Source organism: Xanthomonas sp. CFBP 8445 (assembly GCF_025666235.1).
GTDB lineage: Bacteria > Pseudomonadota > Gammaproteobacteria > Xanthomonadales > Xanthomonadaceae > Xanthomonas_A > Xanthomonas_A indica.
On record NZ_CP102594.1, the window covers coordinates 4,431,967 to 4,452,959 of the forward strand.

Genomic DNA, 20,993 nt, shown 5'->3' on the forward strand with positions numbered 1-20,993 from the left:
TTCGCGCGCGCGGAAGGGTGGGTGCCGGTTTTCGCGAACGGCCGCCTGAAGCGCCTGTGCAAGCCGCGCCTGCCTCCGATCCACCTGGGTGCGCCCGAAGCGCTCTACAGTGGGAGCGCCGCGCCGGGGCACGCCGGAGCGGATGAGGGGCGTCGCACCAAGGACGGACAGGTGCTGCGATGACACAGGCTGGCCCACACGACATCGCGAGCCAGTTGCTCTCGGAGACATTCGAGCGCAGCGGTCCCTCCGCGCAAGCCCTGACCGACCCGATCGCGGACACGCCGATGGTGGTCACGCTGGACCAGTTGCGGCCCTACGACCTCAATCCACGGGTGACCGTCAACCCGCTGTACCCAGAGATCAAGGCGTCGATCCGCGAGCGTGGCCTGGACGCCGCCCCCGCCATCACGCGGCGGCCGGGTGCGGCCCACTACATGATCCGCAACGGTGGCAATACGCGCCTGGCGATCCTTCGCGAGTTGTGGGCCGAAACGAAGGACGAGCGGTTCTTCCGCATTCCCTGCCTGTTCCGCCCGTGGCCCCAGCGCGGAGAAATCATCGCGCTGACAGGGCACCTGGCGGAGGGGGAACTCCATGGGAAGCTGACATTCATCGAACGAGCCCTGGGCGTGGAGAAGGCCCGGGAGCTGTACGAGAGCGAGAACGGCGGCAAACCCATCAGCCAGATGGAGCTGGCCCGTCGGCTGGCAGCCGACGGCTATCCGGTGCCGCAACCCCACATCAGCCGCATGCGCGACGCCGTGCAGTACCTGCTGCCCGCGATCCCTTCGGTGCTCTACGCGGGAATGGGCAGGCACCAGGTGGAGCGATTGTCGCTGCTGCGGCGCGGTGCCGAGCAGGTCTGGGCACAGCGAGCATCCGCCGATGCGATCGCGTTCGCCGATCTCTTTCAGGACGTCCTTTCGGGATTCGACGTCGCACCCGAGGAATTCTCGTTTGACCGGGTACGGGACGAGCTGATCGGCCAGATGGCACAAGTGCTGGGCGCCGACTACGATGTGCTCGCGCTGGACATCGCCGGGCTGGAGGGCCGACAGCGGGTACTGCTCAGCGCCCCGTCCCCGTCCGCGCCGCCGGTGGCCTCAATGCCTCGGGGCGCAACGCACGAGCCAGCGCCTCGGCCGACAGCGCCTGGGACCCCGACTGGTGGCGCCCCTGCCCGGCCTGCCGACCCGATCAGCGTTCCACGCGAAACGACCGAAACAGCCGCAGGCGAATCGACGCGGCCCGCATCGAACCCCACGGACGAGCGCACGGCATCGCCCGCTCCCACGACGGAGCGCCTGCAGTCGATCCAGAAGCTGGTCGCGGACCACCACGGCGAGCCTGCGCACTCTTTCGCGGACAACGTGTTGCATGCCATCCCGGTGCAGGCGGGCGGCCTCTACCCCATCACCGACCTGTGGCACATCGACCCGGGCCTGGATACGCCCGACCGGCTGCGCGTGCATATCGCCCAATTCGCGCGGGAAATAGCCGCCGAAGGCGGCGCGGCCGACAGTGTGGCGGGTTCGGAGCGGGGCATCGGCTACACGTGCGCAGCCCCTACCGCCCATTCGCATGCCGACAACGCGTTCGCCAGGGCGATGCTGACGATTCTGCAGGCGTTGTCCGGCGTGCCGGCGGCTCCCGAGCCGCTGTCCGATGCGCTCGGCACGCTGCTGCGCGGCAACGAAGCCATCGCCCGGCTCAGCGACAGCGGGCTCGTGAAGCTGTTCCGGCTGATCCGCCTCGCCCGACGACTCTCGGACATCCAGCCCGGCGCCGGGGCGATGCCATGACAACGCCCCACCCGCTGAACCAGGCCGTGATCGCGCAGGCGCTGCATGACCTGCGCAACGGACAGCTGCGCCGCGCCCGGTCGATGGGCTTCGGCGATGCGGAGCTCGCGGCCCTCAAGCGCCCCGATCTGGTGAGCGTGTTGCTCAACGCCTCGGTGTCCTGGTGTTCGGTGACGGTGAACCCCGAGGTCGTGCGCCGGCTGCTCGGACAGACCCAGGATGTGGAGCGCGAGATTTCCACCGTGGACCGCATGTTGCGCCTGGGCGCCAGCACGGAGATGGTCAGCACGTTCTTCGGCCTCTCTCACCAGGAGGTGGCACTGCGGCGCGAGGTCCTGGCGCTTCCCAAGCGCAAGGGGCGGCACCCCGTGCTGAGCGAAGCACAGGATGCGCAGCTGTGGGGCAAGTGGAAGCCTGCGATCCGTGAGCGGGGCATCGATTTGCACGACGACCTCGCGATGCTGGACGTCGCGATGGATCTGGCCGAGGAAATGAGCATCCCGCTGTCCGTGGTGTGGGCCGCGATACAGGGCTGGATCGCGCAAGGTCTGGTTTAAGCCCATGGCAGCGCCCGGGATGCCGAGGCCGCCCGGCCCCCGTTCGCTGTCGGAAGTGTTCGATGCGGCCTTCGACCAGGCCCAGCCAACGCCGCCCGCGTCTGGCCCTCCCATCGGGAAACCCGTCGCCCAGGACGGCTTCCTTTTCAGCGGCAACCGCCACGAGAGCGTGCCGCGCGGGCTGTTCCTGGACCGCCGGCTGACGCCGCTCGAACGCAATGCCTGGCAGGTCATCCGGATGCAGTTGAATGGCGATGGCCTGACAGCACTGCCCACTTACGAGCAGTTGCGGCCGCTGCTCGCCGTCATGCCCTGCGGTCCCGTAGCGTCTACGGAGACCGTCGCGCGTGCCCTCACGCTGCTGCGGCTCACGCGCTGGTTGAGCCTTGTACGCCGACGCCGCGACCAGCGCAGCGGCCGGATCATGGGCAACCTCTACGTACTGCACGACGCGCCGCTCACCCCATTTGAAGCGATGCAGCTGGATGCCGATTACCTCGGACTGGTCAGCCAGGCGCTGACCCATGCGAGCAAAGCCGTGCAATCCGTGGGACAGCATGTGCTGCAGGAGGTAGCTGACGACCCGATGTTGCGCGGCGGCGTTCTGCCCACTCGCTTGCAGGTGCTTACGGCGCAGTTGGCCGATGGTGCGCAGAAGCCGCAGACGCAGGGAGAAAGTTACCCACAGGATGCGCACGCTGGCGATTCCGAAGCAGGTCGTGCAAGCCTGCTTCGGATTTCTGACCCGCCGTCTTCGGATTCCGAATCAGGCCGGAAACCCGCGCCGGAGCGCTCTCTTCGGAATCCGAAGGAGGCCCGTACTGGTAGTTTTCGTATAGGAGAACGTACTGTACTGCGCGAGCGCGCGAGGGACGGCCTGCGCCTGCCGGCGGAATTCCTCAGCCTGAAGGACGAGCAGCAATCTGGCGCGCTGGTCGCCCTGGGACAGGTGGCCGAGGAGCAGCGCCAGGCCGTGGTGGACGAATGGGCCGCGCGGTGCCGCGACAGTGCAGTGCGCAACCCCGCGGGCTACCTCTTCGGACTGATACAGCGCGCGATGCGCGGCGAGTTCAAACCCTGGGCCGGAGCCGGCGCCGGCAAGTCTCCCGCGCCTGACACTCCACCGCCGCCGCCCCGTCCGCCCCCACCACCGCCCGCCCCGGCACCGAAGCCGGCGAGCCCGGAGGTGGCACGGGCACACCTGGAGCGACTGCGCGCCATCCTGCGCGGTGGCTGAGCCGATGCAGCGCGATGGGCAACTGCAGCGCTATACCCTGGGTATAGCAGCAGCGCGGTGACGACCGTACCGCCGATGCGCCACGACAGGCGCGCGGTCTTCTACAGCGGGAACGGGGTTGTCCCGCTCCGGGCTATACCCCGGGTATGGCGGCGGGCACAGGGGCTGCGCACGGCGGTCCTCGCTGGATCGCGTAACCCGCTCCGTCTAGCCGCCACACCGGCCGAGATCGAATCAGGCGGTCGCGGGCTGCGGGTTGTTGACGGACAGCCTTCCCGGCCCGCGGCGACGCTGGCGGCTCGTACATCCATCGCGAGTCATCCATGGCTGAAACCCCCAACACCCCTGCTCTGCAACTCAATCTCGGGTCGCTGCGCAGCGCGATGTCGCTGACGCTGCACACCCACCACGCATCCCGGATCTGGCACGGCCGAGCACCAGCGGAGGGCCGGCCGGGCATTGTCGGCCTCAATGGCTACATCGCCGTGATGAACAAGATGAAGCGCGGCGCGGAGCAGGACGATCCCTACAGCGACTGGTGGATGCTGCGGATCGAGGAGAAGCTGTCGCAGACGGACATCGCCCTGCGTCAGTTGCGCGAACAGGTGGACCGCGCGCTCACCGGCGTACCCGCCGCGCTGTCGCTGGGCGAGAACCTCAATGTGCAGCCGATCCGTCTGCCTCTGTTCGTCAATGCGCAGCTGGGCTTCATGGCCGTGTACCTCCTGGCCGACTACGACGAACTGGCGCGCAAGCTCATCCTGGCCCACCACACCGCGCTCATCGATCGCTCCACGCTGGAGCGCTGGCTCAACGAAGGTGCCCATGCGCTGCGCAGCCTGTTCTCCCTGGCGCAGCAGTACCGTTACTCCGGCTGCACCCGGGACGACTTCGCCGCCAGGAATGCCGCAGCCCGGGCCGCCGTGGAGAAGTACGGCGAGCTGCCGCAGGACGTGCTCGAAGGAACCCGCCGCTCCCGCTACGCACCGCCCATCGTCCGCCGCTCCGGCCTGGCCCGCAGGACCGGCGCGGCGGCCGACGACGTCCCATCCGCCGAGCCCGGCGATGCCGCAACGCCGCAGAGCAAGGACGCCACGAGCCATGACAGCTCGGCCGGGGAGCCCGACGGCGACGAGGGTCACGACGGCGAAGGCACTGCGCCATGACGGAGCCGACTTCCTGCGCCAGCGGCGGCCCGCGGCGCTTCGCGCCGCTGGAACAGGCGGACTTCCGCAGTCTGCGACAGGCGGCCTCTCTAAAAGGCCTTTTACAGCCTTTTAAAGGTAAGGGGCCTCTGGAGGCCTGGGCCAGCGAATGCCATGCGCTGCGTGACGCGCTCACGGACATGGCGCAGCGGCGCGTGCTGGCGCAGGCGAACCAGTACCCGTACCTGTTGCTGCCCATCCATCTGGCCCAGCAGGCGACTGGCGCAGGGACGAGCTTCCTGCGCTGGCGCAGGCACGACCGCTCCGCGATGGGTGTGGCGCTGTGGGAAGAGATGATGGCCAGCACCGCGACGCCGGAAGGCTTGATCGACGATCTGCACGCCATGGAGGCGCAGCGGGTGGTGCTCAACATGCAGGTGAGCCTGCTGCACACCCTGGGGCGGCAGGCAATGGACTGCGCCAGCAAGATCGCTAGCGCCGAGGCGGCGTACCTGCGCCGGAGGGCACCGAGACACGAAGACACCCAACCCAGTCAGGAGCGTACGCCATGACGCACGCACCCACATACCGGCGGCTGAACACTGGCCGCGAGCTCGCGCGGACGCACCCACCTGCTCCCACGCCCGTCAACGCAATTCCCCACCTAACAACACGGAGCAAACAATGAGCACCCACTTCTTCGGCGAGGGCAACGTCGGCTCGGCGCCCGAGTTCGACGAATACCCGAACGGCAACGACGAACCCCGGCGCGTCCTTCGCCTGAACGTGTACTTCGATAATCCTGTACCAGGCAAAGACGACACCTACGACGATCGCGGCGGCTTCTGGGCCCCCGTCGACTGGTGGCATCGCGATGCGGAGCACTGGGCGACACTCTTCGCCAAGGGCATGCGCGTGATGGTTCGTGGTCGCCTGGAACGCGACCCCTGGACGGACAGCGAGGGAAAGTCGCATACGACCTACAAGGTCAACGCGCGTTCGGTCGCCATCCTGCCCTACCGGCTGGATGCAGTCGAGCTCAGCCCCAAGCCGGCGGCCACCAGCGATTGAACAACGAACCCACCCGACGACGATCGGACTGGAGCTGCGGCAGATGCGCGCAGAAACGGTGGCAGGCATCCTTGCGCCCGCCACCGCTCATCGCGCTAACACATCGCAATGTCGGCAGTTGGCATGGCTGCCGAACTACGCTTCATCGTCTTCCATATCCAAGTCGCGCCAGTCGTCCTTCTCCCAGGCGAACCCGCTACCTTCGACGAACACCAGTCCCGCTCGCCCAGCCTTGCGGAAGATGAGGAGACCGCGACAGTTCAAAGTATCACCGTTGAACATGCGATCGGCTCCTGGGTCGTACTCACCTTCCATCGTGCCGTCCGCCTCAATCGTCCAGTCGCTCCCTGCCGTCCAGAGGTTGCTGGTCTCCGGGCACGCTTCGTCCATCTCGGGCAGATCTGGGTACGAAGCATTGCTTTCTGCCATGGCGCCTGCCACGTTCTCATCGTCGTAAATCGCCTCAGCCAACGCTTGCCGGGCGTGAGAGTCGTAGAAGTCGGCAACCCCCTCGAACACCGGGACCGGTGCGGCACTGGCCTTCAACGCCGCGATACAGGCCTTAGCGATGCTCGACGCGACTGCCTCAGAAGGTGCAATTCCCAATTCCTCCAAGCGCGTCGTACCCATTGCTGGGTTCAGCACCAAGAACTCAGCATCATCGAGGTGATAGTCGTGTGCGGGATCGGCCTGCTCGACGTTCAGGGCGGCCAGAGTGCGGTAACCCAGCAATGCAGCCAGGACCTCAGAAAGATGGGAACGCTTGACCGCCAACCCCTGGGCAGCCAAGGACTGGTAAGCCGCATAGGCGGCGGAGGTAACGTAGTTGCTCATCGGGATGCTCCGTTACTGTTCGAGCGCTGGACGTTTTGTCGCTATCGAACAGCCGGCAACCGGATGATAGAAAGCGCTGCGTTTGCAAGTACCCACGAGTGCCTTTTTCAAGCTGTCCAGAGCTTGGGCGGGCGCCACAGGTCCGATTTTATCTCGGAGCTCGCGCCGAAATCAACGCGCGTCACGTAGTGCCCAGCCCAGTGGCATCACCACCCGCTGGCGTCCATGTTTGGTCCATGCTGCGCGAGATGACCTGGCCCGGATGGCACAACCTGGGTCGAAGCAGCTTCACGTTGTTGGCTGTAGGTGCGCGGCAAGCAGTGAATGCTGACGACCATTCGATGACCGTCATGCATTGCTCGGAGGGCTCTTCTCATGCGCGTGGTTCTGTGCGAGAAGCCGTCCCAAGGCAAAGACATCGCCAGGGTCCTGGGCGCACACCAGCGTGAAGCGGGCTGCCTGGCCGGGCCGGGCATCAAGGTCACCTGGGGCATCGGCCACCTGATCCAGGCCGCGCCCCCGGAGGCCTACGGCGAGCACTATCAGCGCTGGTCGCTGGAGACGCTGCCGATCGTTCCACAGCAGTGGCGGTGGGTGGTCAAGGCCGACACCGCCACGCAATTCAAGCTCGTCCAGCGCCTGCTGGCACAGGCGTCCGAACTCATCATTGCCACGGACGCCGATCGCGAGGGCGAGATGATCGCCCGCGAGTTGGTCGAGTACTGCGGATACCGCGGCCCTATACAACGGCTATGGCTCTCCGCGCTCAACGATGCATCGATCCGCAAAGCGCTGGGCTCCCTGCGCGCATCGCACGAAACGCTTCCGCTGTACCACTGTGCGCTTGCCCGTTCCCATGCGGACTGGCTCGTCGGCATCAATCTCACGCGCCTGTTCACGCTGCTGGGGCGCAAAGCCGGTTTCGACGGGGTGCTTTCGGTGGGCCGTGTGCAGACGCCCACCCTCAAGCTGGTCGTTGACCGCGATCGGGAGATCGCGGCGTTCGTTCCGGTTCCGTTCTGGTCCATCGAGGTCTCGCTCTCGGCGGGAGCGCAGGCGTTCTCCGCACACTGGGATCCACCTGCAGCCGCCACGGACGCCGCAGGCCGGTGCGTGCAGCAGAGCGCGGCTCAACAAGCGGCGGCCGCCATCCGTGTGGCTGGGCAAGCGCAGGTCTCGGGCATCGATACGGAGCGTGTGCAGGAAGGTCCAGCGATACCCTTCGATCTGAGCACGCTGCAGGAAGTCTGTTCACGGCGCCTCGGCCTAGACGTGCAAGAGACGCTCGACATCGCCCAGGCCTTGTACGAGACGCACAAGGCGACGACGTATCCGCGCACCGACGCGGGCTATCTGCCAGAGAACATGCTCACCGAGGTTCCCACGGTCATCCGGAGCCTGTTGAAGACGGACCCGGCGCTGCAACCGCTCATGCAGCGCCTTGACCTGGGTCAGCGCTCCCGCGCCTGGAACGCCACCAAGATCGCGGCCCACCACGCCATCATCCCGACGCTGGAGCCTGCCGACCTGTCGAAGATGTCCGAGAAGGAACTGGCCGTGTACCGGCTCATCCGCGCCCACTACCTGGCCCAGTTCCTTCCCCACTATGCCTATGATCGAACGACGATGCGCCTCGCATGCGGCGGCCAGGTGCTGCAGGCGTCCGGTAAGCAGGTCATCGATGCGGGCTGGAAGGCGGCGTTCGCTGCGCCCTCGATCCCCGGTGCAGGGGCGGAGGCTCCCGAAGCCGAGACGGACAGCGAAGCTCCGCGCGACCAGGCGCTTCCGGCCCTGCGGGAAGGCATGGCCTGCCAGGTCAGGTCGCTCGATTTGAAGTCGCTGCACACCAAGGCTCCGTCCCCCTACACCCAGGGCGAGCTCGTCAAGGCGATGAAGACCGTCGCCAAGCTCGTCACCGATCCGCGCCTGAAGCAAACGCTCAGGGACACCACCGGCATCGGAACTGAGGCGACGCGCGCAAACATCATCAGTGGGCTGCTTGCACGCGGGTTCCTGCTCCGAAAGGGCCGCGTGGTACGCGCATCCGATACCGCGATGACACTCATCGACGCTGTTCCCGCAGCGATCGCGGACCCCGGCACGACGGCGATCTGGGAACAGGCGCTGCACATGATCGAGGCGCGCACGATGGACCTCGACACGTTCGTCTCGAAGCAGGCCGCATGGGTTTCGCAGCTGGTCGAACAGCATCGCGAAGCGACCCTCGCGATCCGCGTTCCTGCGGGTCCGCCATGTCCGCTCTGCGGTGCCGCAACGCGCAAGCGCACCGGCAAAACCGGAGCCTTCTGGTCCTGCTCCCGCTATCCTGACTGCAAGGGTACCGTTGCGATCGATTCCGCCGAAGCGGGCCGGCGCAACGGGCCGCGCAAGCCGCGCGCCGCCCGAAAGCTTCACTAGTCTCGGCGCCCCACCCCAAACACTCCGACCGCACCGCAGGTGCGGCCGCCTCGCGCCCCGCGAGGCCCCCAGCATGCCCCGCCTTCTGCGAAGCGTGCCCGCCGGCACGGCCATGCCCGCCGGCGGAAGGCCCATTCGTCCGCGCGCCGCTGCCGCGGCCCCGTACTGATCGCGTGTTTCCGTTGCCGACGGGTCTCCCGGCGCCCTGCGCACCGCGCGGGCCGCCCGGAGACCCGTCGGGTCAACGGCAGTCCTTGCCGGCGCCCACCGGTGCAACAACGGGCTCCCTTTGTGCGCGGATGCGTGCCAAGGAATTTCGGCCCCAGCCACGACACGGGCCGGGTGATCTGCGCTGCACGGGGTTCTTACGCCGGCCTGCGTGCGATGCGTTCCACGGGTGGCCACTTCCTTGCCAGCCGGAGACCCCTGCGGTCTTCGGCACCTTCCTCCTGCCGTCCCCCGCCAACGCACAGGAGAACCCCATGAAACCCACACCCCCCGACACCGAGGCCATCGATTACGGCAGCGTCTGCAGCGGCATTGAGGCTGTCAGCCTCGCGTGGGAGCCGCTCGGCTTCAGACCGGCCTGGTTCGCAGAAACGGACGCCTTCGCGAGCGCCGTTCTGGCGCATCGCTTCCCACACGTACCCAACCTCGGCGACATGACGCTGCTGGCGCGCCGCATTCGAGCGAGAGAGGTCGCCGCACCTGCCATCCTGGTCGGCGGCACGCCGTGCCAGTCGTTCAGCACCGCGGGAGCCCGCCAGGGGCTTGCCGATCCGCGCGGTGCGCTCACCCTTGCATATGTGGAGATCGCCAATGCCATCGACCAAGTCCGTTCCCGCGCCCGCCTCCCGCCCGCGACGGTCGTCTGGGAAAACGTCCCCGGCGTCCTCAGCGACCGGGGCAATGCCTTCGGCTGCCTGCTGGGCGCACTGGCCGGCGAAGGCCGTGCTCTCCAACCGCCAGGGAAGCGGTGGACGCACGCTGGTTGTGTGTCTGGCCCCCGGCGCCGCATCGCCTGGCGCGTGCTCGACGCCCAATACTTCGGTCTCGCCCAGCGCCGCAAGCGCGTGTTTCTTGTGGCAAGTGGTCGAAGCGACCTCGATCCCGCCGAGGTACTTTTTGAGCGAGAAGGCCTGCCGCGGCATCCTGCGACGGGCAGCGCGCCGCGGGAAAGCGCTTCCTCCGCTGCTGGAACTTGCGCTGCAACAGCAGGCGGGAGATCAGGCCTGAAATCGCCGTACGGCCCAGTCCGCTTCTCGGTAGGGTTCGGCAACGGCCTGGAGCCGACCGAGCTCGCGGCATGCCTGATGGGTGCGCCGCCACGGTTCGATCTCTCTACCGAAACCGTACTGGTCCAGTCGGTGGCCGGCGCGATCAGCCACACTCTGGACACCGCGAATGGGGGCAAGGGGTGCGGTGAGGACGGCACGGGCAAGGGTGTGCCCATTATCGCCTTTACTGCGCAGGGGAACGGCGCCGACGCGCTCAGCGGGCGGTGCCCGACCTTGCGGGCGGGGGCCCACAAACCCGGCCATGGAAACGGCGGTGTCGTCCCAGCGATAGCGTTCGCGCAGAACTCCCACGACGAGTTGCGCTGGGAGGGCGGCCACGGGCAGATCGCGGGCGCGCTCTCCACTGGCGGCGGGAAGCCGGGTCAGGGCCGTCCCATGGTGCTGCAGCCCGCGACCCACGAAGACCACTTCGTATGCGAGCCTTCAGGCGACAGCAGTTGGGGCGTGCGCTGGCGCGTGCGGCGGCTCATGCCGCGTGAGTGCGAGCGGCTGCAGGGCATGCCGGACGATCACACGCTGGTGCCCTACCGCGGAAAGCCGGCCGCCGACGGGCCGCGTTACAAGGCGATCGGCAACTCGATGGCCGTGCCGTGCGTCGCCTGGATCGGAGCGAGGCTGCAGCGCGCCCTGTCGGGAGCACCCTGACGCATCGTCAGAAAACGCCGACCCTGCGCGGGTCGAGTTCCCGATGGTGCGGACCCGGGCCGGTGCGCGAGGATGGCGCTACCGACCTGGGGCCATTGGCCGCTCGACCCGAGGGGCGCCCGAGCAGCGCCGATCCGGCAACCAAACGATTCAGGCGGCGTCTCCTCCTATGAGACGCCGGCCGGTAGCATGGCCCCATGCCTCTACCCGAACACTTCGCGTGGGACACCGACCGGTGGGGCAAGACCTGGCTGCGGGTTCAGCACGCCATTGTCGCGAGCGTGAACAAGACGGTGTTTCCTGACGGGCGCTGGATTGCGAACGTCAATCGGCACGACGAGAGAACGGCCAGCTACCCCCATGCCTACTTCCGCTCGCAGGAATTAGCGATGCGTTCGGTGGAGCGCTGGGCCTGTGCGCATGCAGGGCGGCTTCTGCACGAACTGGAGACCGGCGCGCGGCGGAGGGTTTCGGAACCGGCGCCAAGCCGCGAGGAAAAGCGGATGGCGCGGAAGATGCGGGGGTGAAAGAAGTCTTCAAGAGGGGTGGGTTTGCCACAAGCAACCGCACCCTGTTCGGCCTACGTTTTCTCCCGATGCAGCTATCAGGCGGTGGAGTCCACGGCGCCTGCACCCACGGCCGACATGGCGCGGTGAATGGCTCGCAGCTTCTCCAACAACTCGTCGAACGTGACCACGGCCACGTCCTTGGTGGCACTGCGAAAAAGATCGAGGGAATGCCGCATGTCCGCGGTTTCAGGATTTCTGCCGGCTACCACCAAGCAGTGAACATGCAAAACGTGCGTTCCCTCCATGCCAGCGCCTCCAACGCGCGAGTGGAAGTTCTTTGTGAGTTCGGCACGCTGGTCCAGGACTTGGGAGATCGCGGCACACATGTCTGCGTGTGCCGCGTACATGGATCCTCGGAACGGTTTGCTCTGAAGCAGGCGGGTACGGCCCGTCTTAATTTCCACGATTGCCACTGAGCCTGTCATACCTTGTCGAAAGAGGAAGTCCGCGATGGTCTCTCCCTTTCCATCGATCGTCGTCCCTCCCACGTGCGCTTGTCCCCGTATTAGCAGCACCGGGTGAGGGAAGGCGACGCTCAAGACAAACGGGTGTTCCTCGAAGAACGTCTGCCAGGCCTGCTCTACTGGATTCCGATCAAGTAGAGCCTCGAAACGAGCGATCAACTCACCGAGCGTTACCCGCTCTATTTCGGACCTCAACTCAAGTAACGCGCGAGGATTCTCTTTCGCGATCTGCGGAGCGTCTTGTCGGACGAGGTCAGTGGCGGCAGAGCGGTCACGCTCGTTGCGAAGTTGATCGCGCGTGCTGAGCTTTGCCAACTCGTACACCTCGCCCGGCTTGGGTTTCCGAACCAGCTTTGGAAACAACAACTCGTCGATCGGGTGCAGTATCTCGTTGTGTGCCAGGAATCGGCGGTCCTGGAGGGCGCGGTGTTGAGATCGCCGTCCGATCTGGGCCATCCCCTTGCGCACACGGTCGAAAAGCCTCCGACCGAGCGAGAAGGTCTCGCCCGAAATCGAGGCCTCTTCGCCTTCGACCAACAGAAGTTCTGTAGCCGGCGTCGCGCGTTCGATCGCCTCGATGATCAACCGATTTTCCCACTTGAGCCCGAGACCCCGCGATGCCCGTCGCGAGAACCCCACGGGCAACTCTTCGAGCAACTCACCGAATTCCTCGATGCTCTGAGGGACACTCCAATCCCCTGGGATTCGTATCCTGACGATCTGGTGGTACTTGGGCTCGAGGAACTCTGCGCGGTAGGACGCGGACACCCTGGGGAACATGAGCATTTCACTGGAGGTGACGTGCGCCAGGAGCTCTTTGCGTGGCCCTTGCTCCCCCACATCGTCCGACGGCTCTTCATGAGCAAACACCTCGGCAAGCTCATCCCCATCCACCTCGATCACGTCGAGGCTGACTAGGCACTCCTCAACCGCGTTCGCCGCCTGGGACTCTTCGTCTGATGCCTCAACTGCCTCCGTGTCGATGCGATCGTCCGCGTTGAATTTGGAAAACTCTGCCATGGATCCCTCCTGCTAGTTTGAATCATGACTCAAGCAGCATCGATCCAGGGCTGAAGATTTGCGTGCTCCGCCAAGGCACTCATCAAAACAGCCGTCCAGTGGTTCCGTCCATGCACGGAGGCTCTGTCGGTAGCGCGTCCGTGGAGGAACATCTGCACCTGAGCTCCTCCGGCTTCTTGATATGTCCTGCAGTCCGCGAGGATCTCTGCGATTTCGTCGTTGCCCAATTCGTTGTAGCGGTCGAGCAGCCTGAGGCGCCGGAAGTGCGATTCGATGAGGCGCAGTTGGGCCGCGGGAACGCCTGCTGGCACTTGCAGGGAGAACGTCGCCCCGACGCCACGCAAAGCTGGGTGCTCGTGTAGTGTTACATGCACGAACTGCACATCTGGAAGTATGTCTGCATAGGCGTGCAAGTACTGGCGCTCACCAGCGGCACTTAGCCAGTCATCGTCCTTCATCGAGTTGCACAGAGCGCAGCACGGCACTAAGTTCAGCGCATGTACGGCAAACTCCGGAAACGCCACCGCGGGAAGATAGTGGTCGTAGGTCTTTGGCAACGTCGTGCCGCACATGGGACAGTACTTGAGCTGTCGCTGCGGCTGGGCGCTCCGGATGTCATCCTTGAGCGTCTTCAGCGGCTTGGTGGCGCCGTCGTAACAAGCTCGCAACGGCTCACTCAGTGCGATGGCCTGCGAGTTCTTAGCTAGGCCGGCCAAGGTGCCTTGGGCGATCGCCAGCGCGTGATCCTGATAGCGCTGCATGAGCAATGCGTGAGCGGCGATCAAAGGCCTACGGGTCGCATGCTGCTTCTTATCGCGGATGGCCATATAGCGGTCAAGGTAGGAAGGCAGCGCAGGAACTGCGATCAAGGCCTTCATTGTCCGCCCCCCACTTTCTTACCGTATTGAGCGAGTAGGTAGGCCTGCGCTGAAAGGCTGAGTCCGAGTTTGAATCTTGCCAGCACTTCTTCCGCCGTCTCGTCCTCAGCCAGTTCTCGCAAGGTGCGCTTGTACAAGCTTTCCACCTCACCCGTCTCGAAAACATGACGAGTCAGCTCCGTCACGCTCTCGCCAAAACTCTCTAACAGTAGCGGCTCCGCCGTCGTCACATCTCCTTCGCGCTGAAACACTAGCACGCGCTTGGCTGGAATTTCTTGGATCACCACCGGCGAATGCGTGGCAATAACTGCATAGGAGTCGAATTCCTGCAGAACCCGCGACAGAACCAGAAACAGGCTGGCCACTGCGTTGGGATGCAGGTGCGTCTCCGGTTCATCGAACAGCACCAGCGAGTTCGGCTGGATCCAAGCCAACAGAGCGGTGACGAAGTGAGCGAGGATCGACTGTCCCGAGCTGAGCAATGAAAGGGCCGTGTCATCGGTGATTTCGCTACTGATCTCTTCTTCCAGGCTGGCCGCGAGTTGGGCGCCCTGGTCTCCAAGGATGGTCTTCATATAGCGCGTCCAACTGCGCTGCGCGCCGCGTTCACGGATCCGGCCCTGGTTCGATCGGTACCTTTCGATCAAGGCGCTACGGGACAGGCCACCCTTGTCAGTGCGAATGCCGCAATACACGTAGCTGCTGGAGCTGTCCATCGGCGGGCGCTTGAAGCGGTCGAAGGCCGAGTAGGAGATGGCGATAATACGCGTGAACAGGGGACGGCCACCCGGAAAGCGCGCTTCTCGCGCTTGCAAGGTATCGGCGGAGCTACGCGCGATCTGTGCCAGGTCCGACCCTAAGCTGGCCAGGTAGCGAGTTTTCCCGACTGCGTTGCGTCCGATTATTCCCACGATGCGGCCAGGTACCGGATCATCGGCGCTGAACGCGAAGGTGCCTTCGACCTCGTTGTCGGCGCCTTCGATCGTGCCAATATAGTCGAACGCTGGCCTTTCAGTGATCTTGTTGCCCAATGCCCAGGCTCGACCGAAACGGCGTGCCCGCTGTGCGCCGTTCTCCCGCATCATCGCATTGCGAAAAGCTGGCGTCGGCTCAAAGTCTGAAGCGAAGGCCGGACGCCAAGCGATGTCACGCAAGGCGTCCAGCACCTCGCCGGCACGAGTCCCAAGTGTCTCGTATAGTTTCTTATAGAAATTATCCTCCTGACCCAAAGACACATATGAGTCGTCGAGCTCAGGGAATACGGAGGGCAATACGGTGTCCGCGGCCACCACAGTCGGGGCGCCTTCGTCACTGGTCCGCTGAAGTACTTTCAAGGTCCCGATGCGCTTCTCTCGACCATCAGACGCGACGTGACTTAGATGAAACTGAACGCGATGGCCGAAGTCGTCCCAGTTATCTGTGCGAAGTACAAAGTAGGGCCCTGCTTTGCGAGGCAGAGCATCACTTCGATTCAGGACGCGAAATCGGAGTGTGGATGACATGGGTCAGACCTCCCTGTGTTGTTTAGGCTGCGCCTCGGTGTTCGGCGAGTGCGGAGCCCGATTCGCCTCTCCTAGCTGGCTACGCCGAGTTTTTACACGAATCAGTTGTCGAGTACCACTCAGCCCTGCGCGACACCCATTCGCCTTAGGCAGGATCTCAGGGATCCGACATGTGGCTCCCACCGGAGACGACAGATCATGGGCCAGCAGAAGAGCTCAGCTACCGACGACTTTTCCGGAGCGTCCGACCTCCGATTGCCTGGTGCATACGGGCGCTTTCTTCCAGGATGCTGACGGCAGGAACCGCTGACGATTGACGTCGCCAGCACCCTGCCAGCAGCCGGGATCCCCGGGCTGCCGCGGAGCTTCAACCGCGCGATCCGCCAGTCCGCCTTGCATCACTCCTGCGGACGCACGCCCCTCCCCGGGCGTTGATGCGAACCGTTCTCCGGGCGACTCTGCCCACTTCCATCCCTACCGGCCAACGTCCTGTTCGCCCGCTCATGCGAGCGGTTGGGCGTGCGCCTGCGTGCGCCAAGGCGCATTCCATCCAAGGAGCCATCCATGAAAACCATTCGACTTCAGACCAACCAGCACCGCCTCATCGCCAACCTGCGGCACGCGTTCAACCAGCGCTCCATGCTGGGAGAACTGCTCCAAAACGCCCGCCGCGCCCAGGCGAGCGAGATCCGGATTTACGTCACCGACGACTGCATTGCCATCCACGACAATGGCAGCGGCATCGAAAACCTCCAATCGCTCATCCACATCGCCGAATCAGGCTGGAAGGCGTCCATCAGGCAGCGCGAGAATGCCTTCGGCATGGGTGCGCTCGCCACGCTGTACTTCGCCGAACGGCTGACGGTGCGGTCATGCGGGAAGACCTTTTCCTCGCTAACCGCCGACATCCTCGCCGGAGAGCCGATCGAGGTTGTCCCGGCAGATGGCGTCTGGCAGGGCACACAGATCCAGCTCGACGGCGTACGCTCACCAGATCGCCACGTCTTTCTGCCGGACTGGGTACGCTCGGAAATGCGGCGACTGTGCGAGGCATTCCCGGTCAGGGTGTACGTCAATGATGTCGAAGTCCCCAGGCCGCTGGCAAAGCCCGATCTTCGATGGCGTGAGACGTCCATGGGCAAGGTTTTGATCGACCTGCATGGCGCCACGAACCAGTGGCGATGCTTCCTCCAGGGGCTGCCTATCCAAGCAGGGAGTTCGCATGCGCCGAAGCAGGTCGTCCTGCTGCCCGACGACATGGTCGCCAAGCTACCTGATCGCCAGCATCTGCTGAACGAATCCAGTGATATTCCTCGTATCCAGGCTGCAGTGAATGTTGCCTATAGAGAGGCATTGATGGACAAGAAGTCCGAGCTGGCCGGTCACGAGTTCGCAGAGCGGTATGCCGACGCATGCGTCATTTCCTCCAACGCTGACCTCCTCAACGATGTTCCCTTCGTGCCGCGCGCCTGGTTTCGCAACTGGAAAGACCGGCCAGCCGGGGTTTGCCGGTATTGGGAACATTACGGTGACGACGGAGTGACTTCCGCGGACGCCATGTCGGAAGCCGGAGTCTGGCGGATCGAAGACGATGATGGCGATGTGCTGTTGGCTGAGGTGTTTCTGCAGGCGGCGGACGCCTATTTGCTGGAAGAAATCAACCTGGATGCAGGCCACTGGCTTCTTCGTCTGGCACGTCCGCTCAGCGCGGAACAGATCGCGGTCCGCGTCGGTGCATCACGGCATCGGATGGAGCATCCAGGCTTGGCCGACTGGGAGGTCGCTCTGGAGCTCGTCGACTCGCTGCAGGTCGGGCTTCTCGAAGGCGGCAAGCTCTTCGATGTCTCAGCCCTCCGCAAGGACGGCACGCTGTACGTCACCAGGGAGGCAGGCAGCGTCACGCGGCTGGTCAGCGACTACACCGTGGACGATCGTTACGACGAGGACCTCGAAGAGGACGATGAAGAGACCATCCGGACGTTCATCGCCGTGGGCAGTTCCTCGTCGCCGCACCATGTGGTCGAAGCCTTGCTTCCTGACGCGCTGCGATTCAAAGCCCAGGCCAAACTGGCAGGTGCTAGGGTGAGGCTAGCCTTCGATGCGGAAGGCAAGTTGGCATCGGTCACCTCCTCCTAGCTGTCAATCCATAACCGCGCCACGTAGGCCCCGCACTCCGGTGCGGGGCCATTTTTTTGGCCGGAATGCGGTCCAGGGCGGCATCGGATTGGCCGACCACTGCCCGGCATCGGGGCGGGATGCTGGACGCATGTGTAGCTGACGCCGTCAGCGCCATGCCAGCAGCCTGGATCTCAACGCTGCCGCGGGATTCGTTCCGCGCGATCCACCAGTCCGCTTCGCATCGGTTCGCGGACGAACGCCCCTCGTGGCGTCGATGCATTTTCATCCACGTCCTGCGGGAGCCTCTGCCCGCACTGGGCTGTGGCGCCTCGCGCATCCAGAAGGATCTGCCCATGCCAAAGCCATCTGTCTTCGGCCACCTGGCCCTGCACTACGCCGGCAAGTTGCTGCCCCTGGAGGTGCTGCACAGCGCCGCCGGCCACTACATCGGCACGCGCGACTTCGACGGTCCCGTGTCCCGTGAATCGAACGAGTACTTCCGCAGCGAGAAAGCAGCCCAGCGCGCGCTTGAGCGCGGTGGATGGTCCCAGTTGCCCAACCCCTGATCCCGTGAAGGATTCCATCATGAACTTGACTCTTCCGCCGGAGGTCGCCGATCTGTTCGTGCGCGAACAGATCCACTTCGCTGCTGCACCCGAAGCGTTCTTCCAAGCCTGGAAGCGCGGTATCGAGATTGCCGGTCCCGAGTGGTTCGGCGACGGCACGATGGAAGGGATGCGCAAGGCCACGAGCAAGTGGGACCTGCGGCCCAACCTGCTTGCCATCGGCGAAGCACTCAGCGTGCTGAGCAGTGGCCAGCGCATGTTCCTCTCCGCAATGGTGAGCTTCTACAACGCTCGCGAAGGCGCAGCGATGTTGCGCCAGTGCCGGTTCGAGGGTCTCGCCGATTTCGGCGGGCTCGATCTGCAAAGCAGACAGGTCATCGCCGACCTGCTGCTGAACTACGTGGGCTGGTAACTCCACGCCGGCCAGGATCCTGGCCACGAGGAATCTACGGGGCTCGCCGCGCAGCCCTCGCTTTCGTCACCGGGCGCCCTGAGCGCCCGATTTTTTGTCCACCCACAAGGGAGCCACTCCCTTGAGGGAGGCCCCTTGTACTTCACCAAGGAGCCTTCCCATGGATCATGCCCTTCTTCGCGCCCTTATGCCCACCCTTGCGGGTCCCCACGTTCCATCGAATGTGCGCACGTTCAAATACCGCGTCTTCGACGGAACGCCCAAGCCCTCGTCCCTCGGCATCATCATCGATCCAGCCCCGTTCGAGGGCAAAGTCGTCGCGAAAACCGAGGATGCGATCGTCATCAAGACAGGACGTGCGGAGTTCGCCGTTCTGGAACGCTCGCTGGTCACCATGGATCCCGACGAGGGAGCCAAGGTGCTGGTCGAGCCGTACGCGCGGCGTCGGTTCGACGGCCTGCGTGCGGATACGCCGGAGCGGAGGACGGAACGCAGGGCGGACGGTACCGAGTTCGTTTCGGAAACCATGGTGCTCGGCGCGGCCCCCGCCAAGTTGCCCATCCCGACGCCGCGATGCCACGAGCTCGCAGCACTGGTCGAGCAGCTGGAGGAGATGCCGGCACCCGATGGCTTCCGGCGCATCACGCACCTGCTTGTCGACGCGGGAGCCAGGGATTTCAGCTGCGTCGATCCGGCCCCCGCCAACATCATCAAGACGCCGCCCGCCATCCGCTTCAACGTCTCCACGGCGAAGTTCGTGGGCGAGGTAAGCATTGTCTACAACCGCGGAGCGGATACGTACGTGATCGAGCTACGCCACGGCACCGAATGCGTCGATCGCATCGAGGACGTGTACTTCGACGACCTCGGCCAGGTGCTGGAGTCGCGCATCGATGACGGCAGTTGGCGGCGTATTCGAGTGACGCCGGCGCCCAGCCATGCGAAGGCCTGCCACTGAACCAGGACAGCCAGCTGTCTTGGATCGCTCTTTCTTCAAGTTTTCAAGGAGTACACCATGTCTCTTCGCTTCAGGGGCGCCGATCTTCGCCCCGTGCTCGCCGAAGCTGCTGCGCAGCGCTGCAGGATCGTTCTGGTCAAGGACCAGGGCGTCTACTGGCTCGCCGAGCGCGGTGCCCGCACCAGCAGTGGCCGCCAGAAGCTGATCGCATACGCGGTGGGCTGCAACCCGGACATCGATCCTTTCGATGACTGGTGGCACACGGCGAATACCGAACTCGGCGGCGACGACTTCGCTGAGCACATCGACCCGAGCGATGGCGTATTCGCCAAAGTTCTGGCCGGCGGCTATGACCTCCAACTGTCTGCCACGCCCGAGCAGCTCATGATGGTGGCCGTCCCCTCCGACGGCGCGCACTGAGTTCGCTCTGCCTCCAAGCCCCCGCCCGAGCGGGGGCTTTTTATTTGCGGCAATGCGGCTGCTGGTCGATCGCGTTGAGGCTGGCCCGCCGACGCGATCCGCAGGACGCTCCTGTCATGCCTGCCGACAGATGTCGGCGACATGCCCGGCAATCTCCGGTCTTCAAGGTTGCGCGCAGTTCCCCAGGCTGCGTGACCGGACCAGTTCGCTTCGCATCCGCATCGCGAACGGCCGCCGATTCCTCGGTGGTGGATGCAGCTTCCGACTCAACCCACCGCGGGCTATGCACCAGTCCCGCTCGATGGGTGTGGTGCGCCCCGCTTCCAGTCCACCCCGCGGATGCCATGTCCGCAGGGACTGGCTCCGCATCCTGTACAGGAGCCAAGCCATGCCAAACACCTACTACGAGGCCACCGGTGTCCTCGTTCTCGAACGCGTCACTCCGGTCATCCGTGCATTGTTTGGCGGATTTCGGCTCGATGCCAACTATCCGGGTAATGGAGAGGTCTACATCGGCATCCGGCCCGAGACGTCGCCCAGTTGGGAGGATCTGCGCGAGAAGCTGACGGATCTCGCAGCGCTGCTGGGTTTCACCCCTACCCCCGACACCCTCACGCCGATCAGTCAGGTGTTGAAGGTGCTCGGCAACCACTTCTGCACCGACGGAAACGCGGCATTGGAGTCGATGATCGAGCGGGACGACTTCGGAGACGCCGCCGATCTCAAGGACCTGTTCCTGCTCGCGATCTGCTTCGATGACGGGCACCACCTTCGTGAAATCCGCTTCGAGGGCTGCTGGCGATGCGACAGGCCCCGCCTGTTCGAGTTCGGCGGCGCGGGCCACTACATCAGCCGGGAATTCGAGTTGCACAGTGCGTCCAGCGATGCGCTGCAGTTGGGCCCCTCGATCCGCAACGCCCTGTCGAGCAACGATTTCGACAGCGCAGGGAGCGCCGTGGCGAGCGAAGTGCTGCGGCTGCTGGCCGCCATCCGCGACGTGGCCCATCGCGATCAGGTGCAGCGCGCCGCCATCTGGAAGCTGATGGAAGGCCTCGTTGACCCAGGGGAGCGATGAC

At 64.8% G+C, this 20,993-nt stretch carries 19 protein-coding genes; 15 read left to right on the forward strand and 4 right to left on the reverse strand.

Features of this window, described 5'->3' with window-relative positions; genetic code table 11:
- The first annotated feature begins 179 nt into the window (after nt 1-179).
- From NUG21_RS19155 to NUG21_RS19180, 6 genes are all read left to right on the forward strand, one after another.
- The gene (locus NUG21_RS19155; protein WP_263391710.1) at nt 180-1,805 is read left to right on the forward strand and encodes a ParB family protein; all 1,626 of its coding nucleotides are present in this window, start codon (nt 180-182) and stop codon (nt 1,803-1,805) included.
- A complete protein-coding gene (locus tag NUG21_RS19160; protein ID WP_263391711.1) occupies nt 1,802-2,362 on the forward strand; it encodes a DUF2857 domain-containing protein in 561 nt (186 codons plus the stop codon). The genes NUG21_RS19155 and NUG21_RS19160 overlap by 4 nt, the downstream gene beginning before the upstream one ends.
- A gap of 4 nt (nt 2,363-2,366) precedes the next feature.
- Nucleotides 2,367-3,599 carry an STY4528 family pathogenicity island replication protein gene (locus NUG21_RS19165; RefSeq protein ID WP_263391712.1) on the forward strand — a complete coding sequence of 411 codons (1,233 nt, stop codon included), beginning with the start codon at nt 2,367-2,369 and terminating at the stop codon, nt 3,597-3,599.
- A 323-nt stretch (nt 3,600-3,922) separates the two neighbouring features.
- Nucleotides 3,923-4,765, forward strand: a complete 843-nt coding sequence (locus NUG21_RS19170; protein ID WP_263391713.1) for a PFL_4669 family integrating conjugative element protein — start codon at nt 3,923-3,925, stop codon at nt 4,763-4,765.
- A complete protein-coding gene (locus tag NUG21_RS19175; protein ID WP_263391714.1) occupies nt 4,762-5,316 on the forward strand; it encodes a DUF3158 family protein in 555 nt (184 codons plus the stop codon). The genes NUG21_RS19170 and NUG21_RS19175 overlap by 4 nt, the downstream gene beginning before the upstream one ends.
- 112 nt (nt 5,317-5,428) lie before the next feature.
- A complete protein-coding gene (locus NUG21_RS19180; protein WP_019798493.1) occupies nt 5,429-5,815 on the forward strand; it encodes a single-stranded DNA-binding protein in 387 nt (128 codons plus the stop codon).
- 135 nt (nt 5,816-5,950) lie between these two features.
- On the opposite strand, the gene NUG21_RS19185 is transcribed toward NUG21_RS19180, so the two are convergent.
- On the reverse strand, nt 5,951-6,649 hold the full coding sequence (locus NUG21_RS19185) for a hypothetical protein (protein WP_019798492.1): 699 nt from the start codon (nt 6,647-6,649) through the stop codon (nt 5,951-5,953).
- A gap of 375 nt (nt 6,650-7,024) precedes the next feature.
- On the opposite strand from NUG21_RS19185, the gene NUG21_RS19190 reads away from it, so the two are divergent.
- From NUG21_RS19190 to NUG21_RS19200, 3 genes are all read left to right on the forward strand, one after another.
- A complete protein-coding gene (locus NUG21_RS19190; RefSeq protein WP_263391715.1) occupies nt 7,025-9,067 on the forward strand; it encodes a DNA topoisomerase III in 2,043 nt (680 codons plus the stop codon).
- Nucleotides 9,068-9,549: 482 nt separating this feature from the next.
- Nucleotides 9,550-11,010: a DNA cytosine methyltransferase gene (locus NUG21_RS19195; protein WP_263391716.1), complete on the forward strand. Its 1,461-nt coding sequence runs from the start codon at nt 9,550-9,552 to the stop codon at nt 11,008-11,010.
- A 197-nt stretch (nt 11,011-11,207) separates the two neighbouring features.
- On the forward strand, nt 11,208-11,537 hold the full coding sequence (locus NUG21_RS19200; RefSeq protein ID WP_263391717.1) for a hypothetical protein: 330 nt from the start codon (nt 11,208-11,210) through the stop codon (nt 11,535-11,537).
- 77 nt (nt 11,538-11,614) lie between these two features.
- On the opposite strand, the gene NUG21_RS19205 is transcribed toward NUG21_RS19200, so the two are convergent.
- From NUG21_RS19205 to NUG21_RS19215, 3 genes are read right to left on the reverse strand one after another with little or no spacing between them, the layout of a single operon-like run.
- Nucleotides 11,615-13,063: a Shedu immune nuclease family protein gene (locus NUG21_RS19205; protein ID WP_263391718.1), complete on the reverse strand. Its 1,449-nt coding sequence runs from the start codon at nt 13,061-13,063 to the stop codon at nt 11,615-11,617.
- 29 nt (nt 13,064-13,092) lie between these two features.
- Nucleotides 13,093-13,941, reverse strand: coding sequence for a hypothetical protein (locus NUG21_RS19210; RefSeq protein ID WP_263391719.1), 849 nt, complete (start codon nt 13,939-13,941; stop codon nt 13,093-13,095).
- On the reverse strand, nt 13,938-15,443 hold the full coding sequence (locus NUG21_RS19215) for an AAA family ATPase (protein WP_263391720.1): 1,506 nt from the start codon (nt 15,441-15,443) through the stop codon (nt 13,938-13,940). Before NUG21_RS19215 ends, NUG21_RS19210 begins: the two co-directional genes overlap by 4 nt.
- Before the next feature lie 564 nt (nt 15,444-16,007).
- Here NUG21_RS19215 and NUG21_RS19220 point away from each other — a divergent pair.
- From NUG21_RS19220 to NUG21_RS19245, 6 genes are all read left to right on the forward strand, one after another.
- Entirely contained in the window at nt 16,008-17,579 is a 1,572-nt protein-coding gene (locus tag NUG21_RS19220; RefSeq protein WP_263391721.1) for an ATP-binding protein, read from the forward strand.
- A 335-nt stretch (nt 17,580-17,914) separates the two neighbouring features.
- Nucleotides 17,915-18,127 carry a hypothetical protein gene (locus NUG21_RS19225; RefSeq protein WP_263391722.1) on the forward strand — a complete coding sequence of 71 codons (213 nt, stop codon included), beginning with the start codon at nt 17,915-17,917 and terminating at the stop codon, nt 18,125-18,127.
- Between the two features lie 19 nt (nt 18,128-18,146).
- Entirely contained in the window at nt 18,147-18,539 is a 393-nt protein-coding gene (locus NUG21_RS19230) for a hypothetical protein (protein ID WP_263391723.1), read from the forward strand.
- Nucleotides 18,540-18,699: 160 nt separating this feature from the next.
- On the forward strand, nt 18,700-19,497 hold the full coding sequence (locus NUG21_RS19235) for a GTPase (RefSeq protein WP_263391724.1): 798 nt from the start codon (nt 18,700-18,702) through the stop codon (nt 19,495-19,497).
- A gap of 57 nt (nt 19,498-19,554) precedes the next feature.
- Entirely contained in the window at nt 19,555-19,917 is a 363-nt protein-coding gene (locus NUG21_RS19240; RefSeq protein ID WP_263391725.1) for a DUF3085 domain-containing protein, read from the forward strand.
- Between the two features lie 388 nt (nt 19,918-20,305).
- On the forward strand, nt 20,306-20,992 hold the full coding sequence (locus NUG21_RS19245) for a hypothetical protein (RefSeq protein ID WP_019796830.1): 687 nt from the start codon (nt 20,306-20,308) through the stop codon (nt 20,990-20,992).
- Nucleotide 20,993: the final 1 nt, after the last annotated feature.

What these genes read in the sequence shown, in the direction of transcription:
- NUG21_RS19205 (WP_263391718.1), bottom strand. Translation starts at nt 13,063, where the DNA reads ATGGCAGAGTTTTCCAAATTCAACGCGGACGATCGCATCGACACGGAG.
- NUG21_RS19190 (WP_263391715.1), top strand. Translation starts at nt 7,025, where the DNA reads ATGCGCGTGGTTCTGTGCGAGAAGCCGTCCCAAGGCAAAGACATCGCC.
- NUG21_RS19185 (WP_019798492.1), bottom strand. Translation starts at nt 6,649, where the DNA reads ATGAGCAACTACGTTACCTCCGCCGCCTATGCGGCTTACCAGTCCTTG.
- NUG21_RS19215 (WP_263391720.1), bottom strand. Translation starts at nt 15,443, where the DNA reads ATGTCATCCACACTCCGATTTCGCGTCCTGAATCGAAGTGATGCTCTG.
- NUG21_RS19200 (WP_263391717.1), top strand. Translation starts at nt 11,208, where the DNA reads ATGCCTCTACCCGAACACTTCGCGTGGGACACCGACCGGTGGGGCAAG.
- NUG21_RS19230 (WP_263391723.1), top strand. Translation starts at nt 18,147, where the DNA reads ATGAACTTGACTCTTCCGCCGGAGGTCGCCGATCTGTTCGTGCGCGAA.
- NUG21_RS19225 (WP_263391722.1), top strand. Translation starts at nt 17,915, where the DNA reads ATGCCAAAGCCATCTGTCTTCGGCCACCTGGCCCTGCACTACGCCGGC.
- NUG21_RS19180 (WP_019798493.1), top strand. Translation starts at nt 5,429, where the DNA reads ATGAGCACCCACTTCTTCGGCGAGGGCAACGTCGGCTCGGCGCCCGAG.
- NUG21_RS19235 (WP_263391724.1), top strand. Translation starts at nt 18,700, where the DNA reads ATGGATCATGCCCTTCTTCGCGCCCTTATGCCCACCCTTGCGGGTCCC.
- NUG21_RS19175 (WP_263391714.1), top strand. Translation starts at nt 4,762, where the DNA reads ATGACGGAGCCGACTTCCTGCGCCAGCGGCGGCCCGCGGCGCTTCGCG.
- NUG21_RS19210 (WP_263391719.1), bottom strand. Translation starts at nt 13,941, where the DNA reads ATGAAGGCCTTGATCGCAGTTCCTGCGCTGCCTTCCTACCTTGACCGC.
- NUG21_RS19170 (WP_263391713.1), top strand. Translation starts at nt 3,923, where the DNA reads ATGGCTGAAACCCCCAACACCCCTGCTCTGCAACTCAATCTCGGGTCG.
- NUG21_RS19195 (WP_263391716.1), top strand. Translation starts at nt 9,550, where the DNA reads ATGAAACCCACACCCCCCGACACCGAGGCCATCGATTACGGCAGCGTC.
- NUG21_RS19155 (WP_263391710.1), top strand. Translation starts at nt 180, where the DNA reads ATGACACAGGCTGGCCCACACGACATCGCGAGCCAGTTGCTCTCGGAG.
- NUG21_RS19220 (WP_263391721.1), top strand. Translation starts at nt 16,008, where the DNA reads ATGAAAACCATTCGACTTCAGACCAACCAGCACCGCCTCATCGCCAAC.
- NUG21_RS19240 (WP_263391725.1), top strand. Translation starts at nt 19,555, where the DNA reads ATGTCTCTTCGCTTCAGGGGCGCCGATCTTCGCCCCGTGCTCGCCGAA.
- NUG21_RS19165 (WP_263391712.1), top strand. Translation starts at nt 2,367, where the DNA reads ATGGCAGCGCCCGGGATGCCGAGGCCGCCCGGCCCCCGTTCGCTGTCG.
- NUG21_RS19160 (WP_263391711.1), top strand. Translation starts at nt 1,802, where the DNA reads ATGACAACGCCCCACCCGCTGAACCAGGCCGTGATCGCGCAGGCGCTG.
- NUG21_RS19245 (WP_019796830.1), top strand. Translation starts at nt 20,306, where the DNA reads ATGCCAAACACCTACTACGAGGCCACCGGTGTCCTCGTTCTCGAACGC.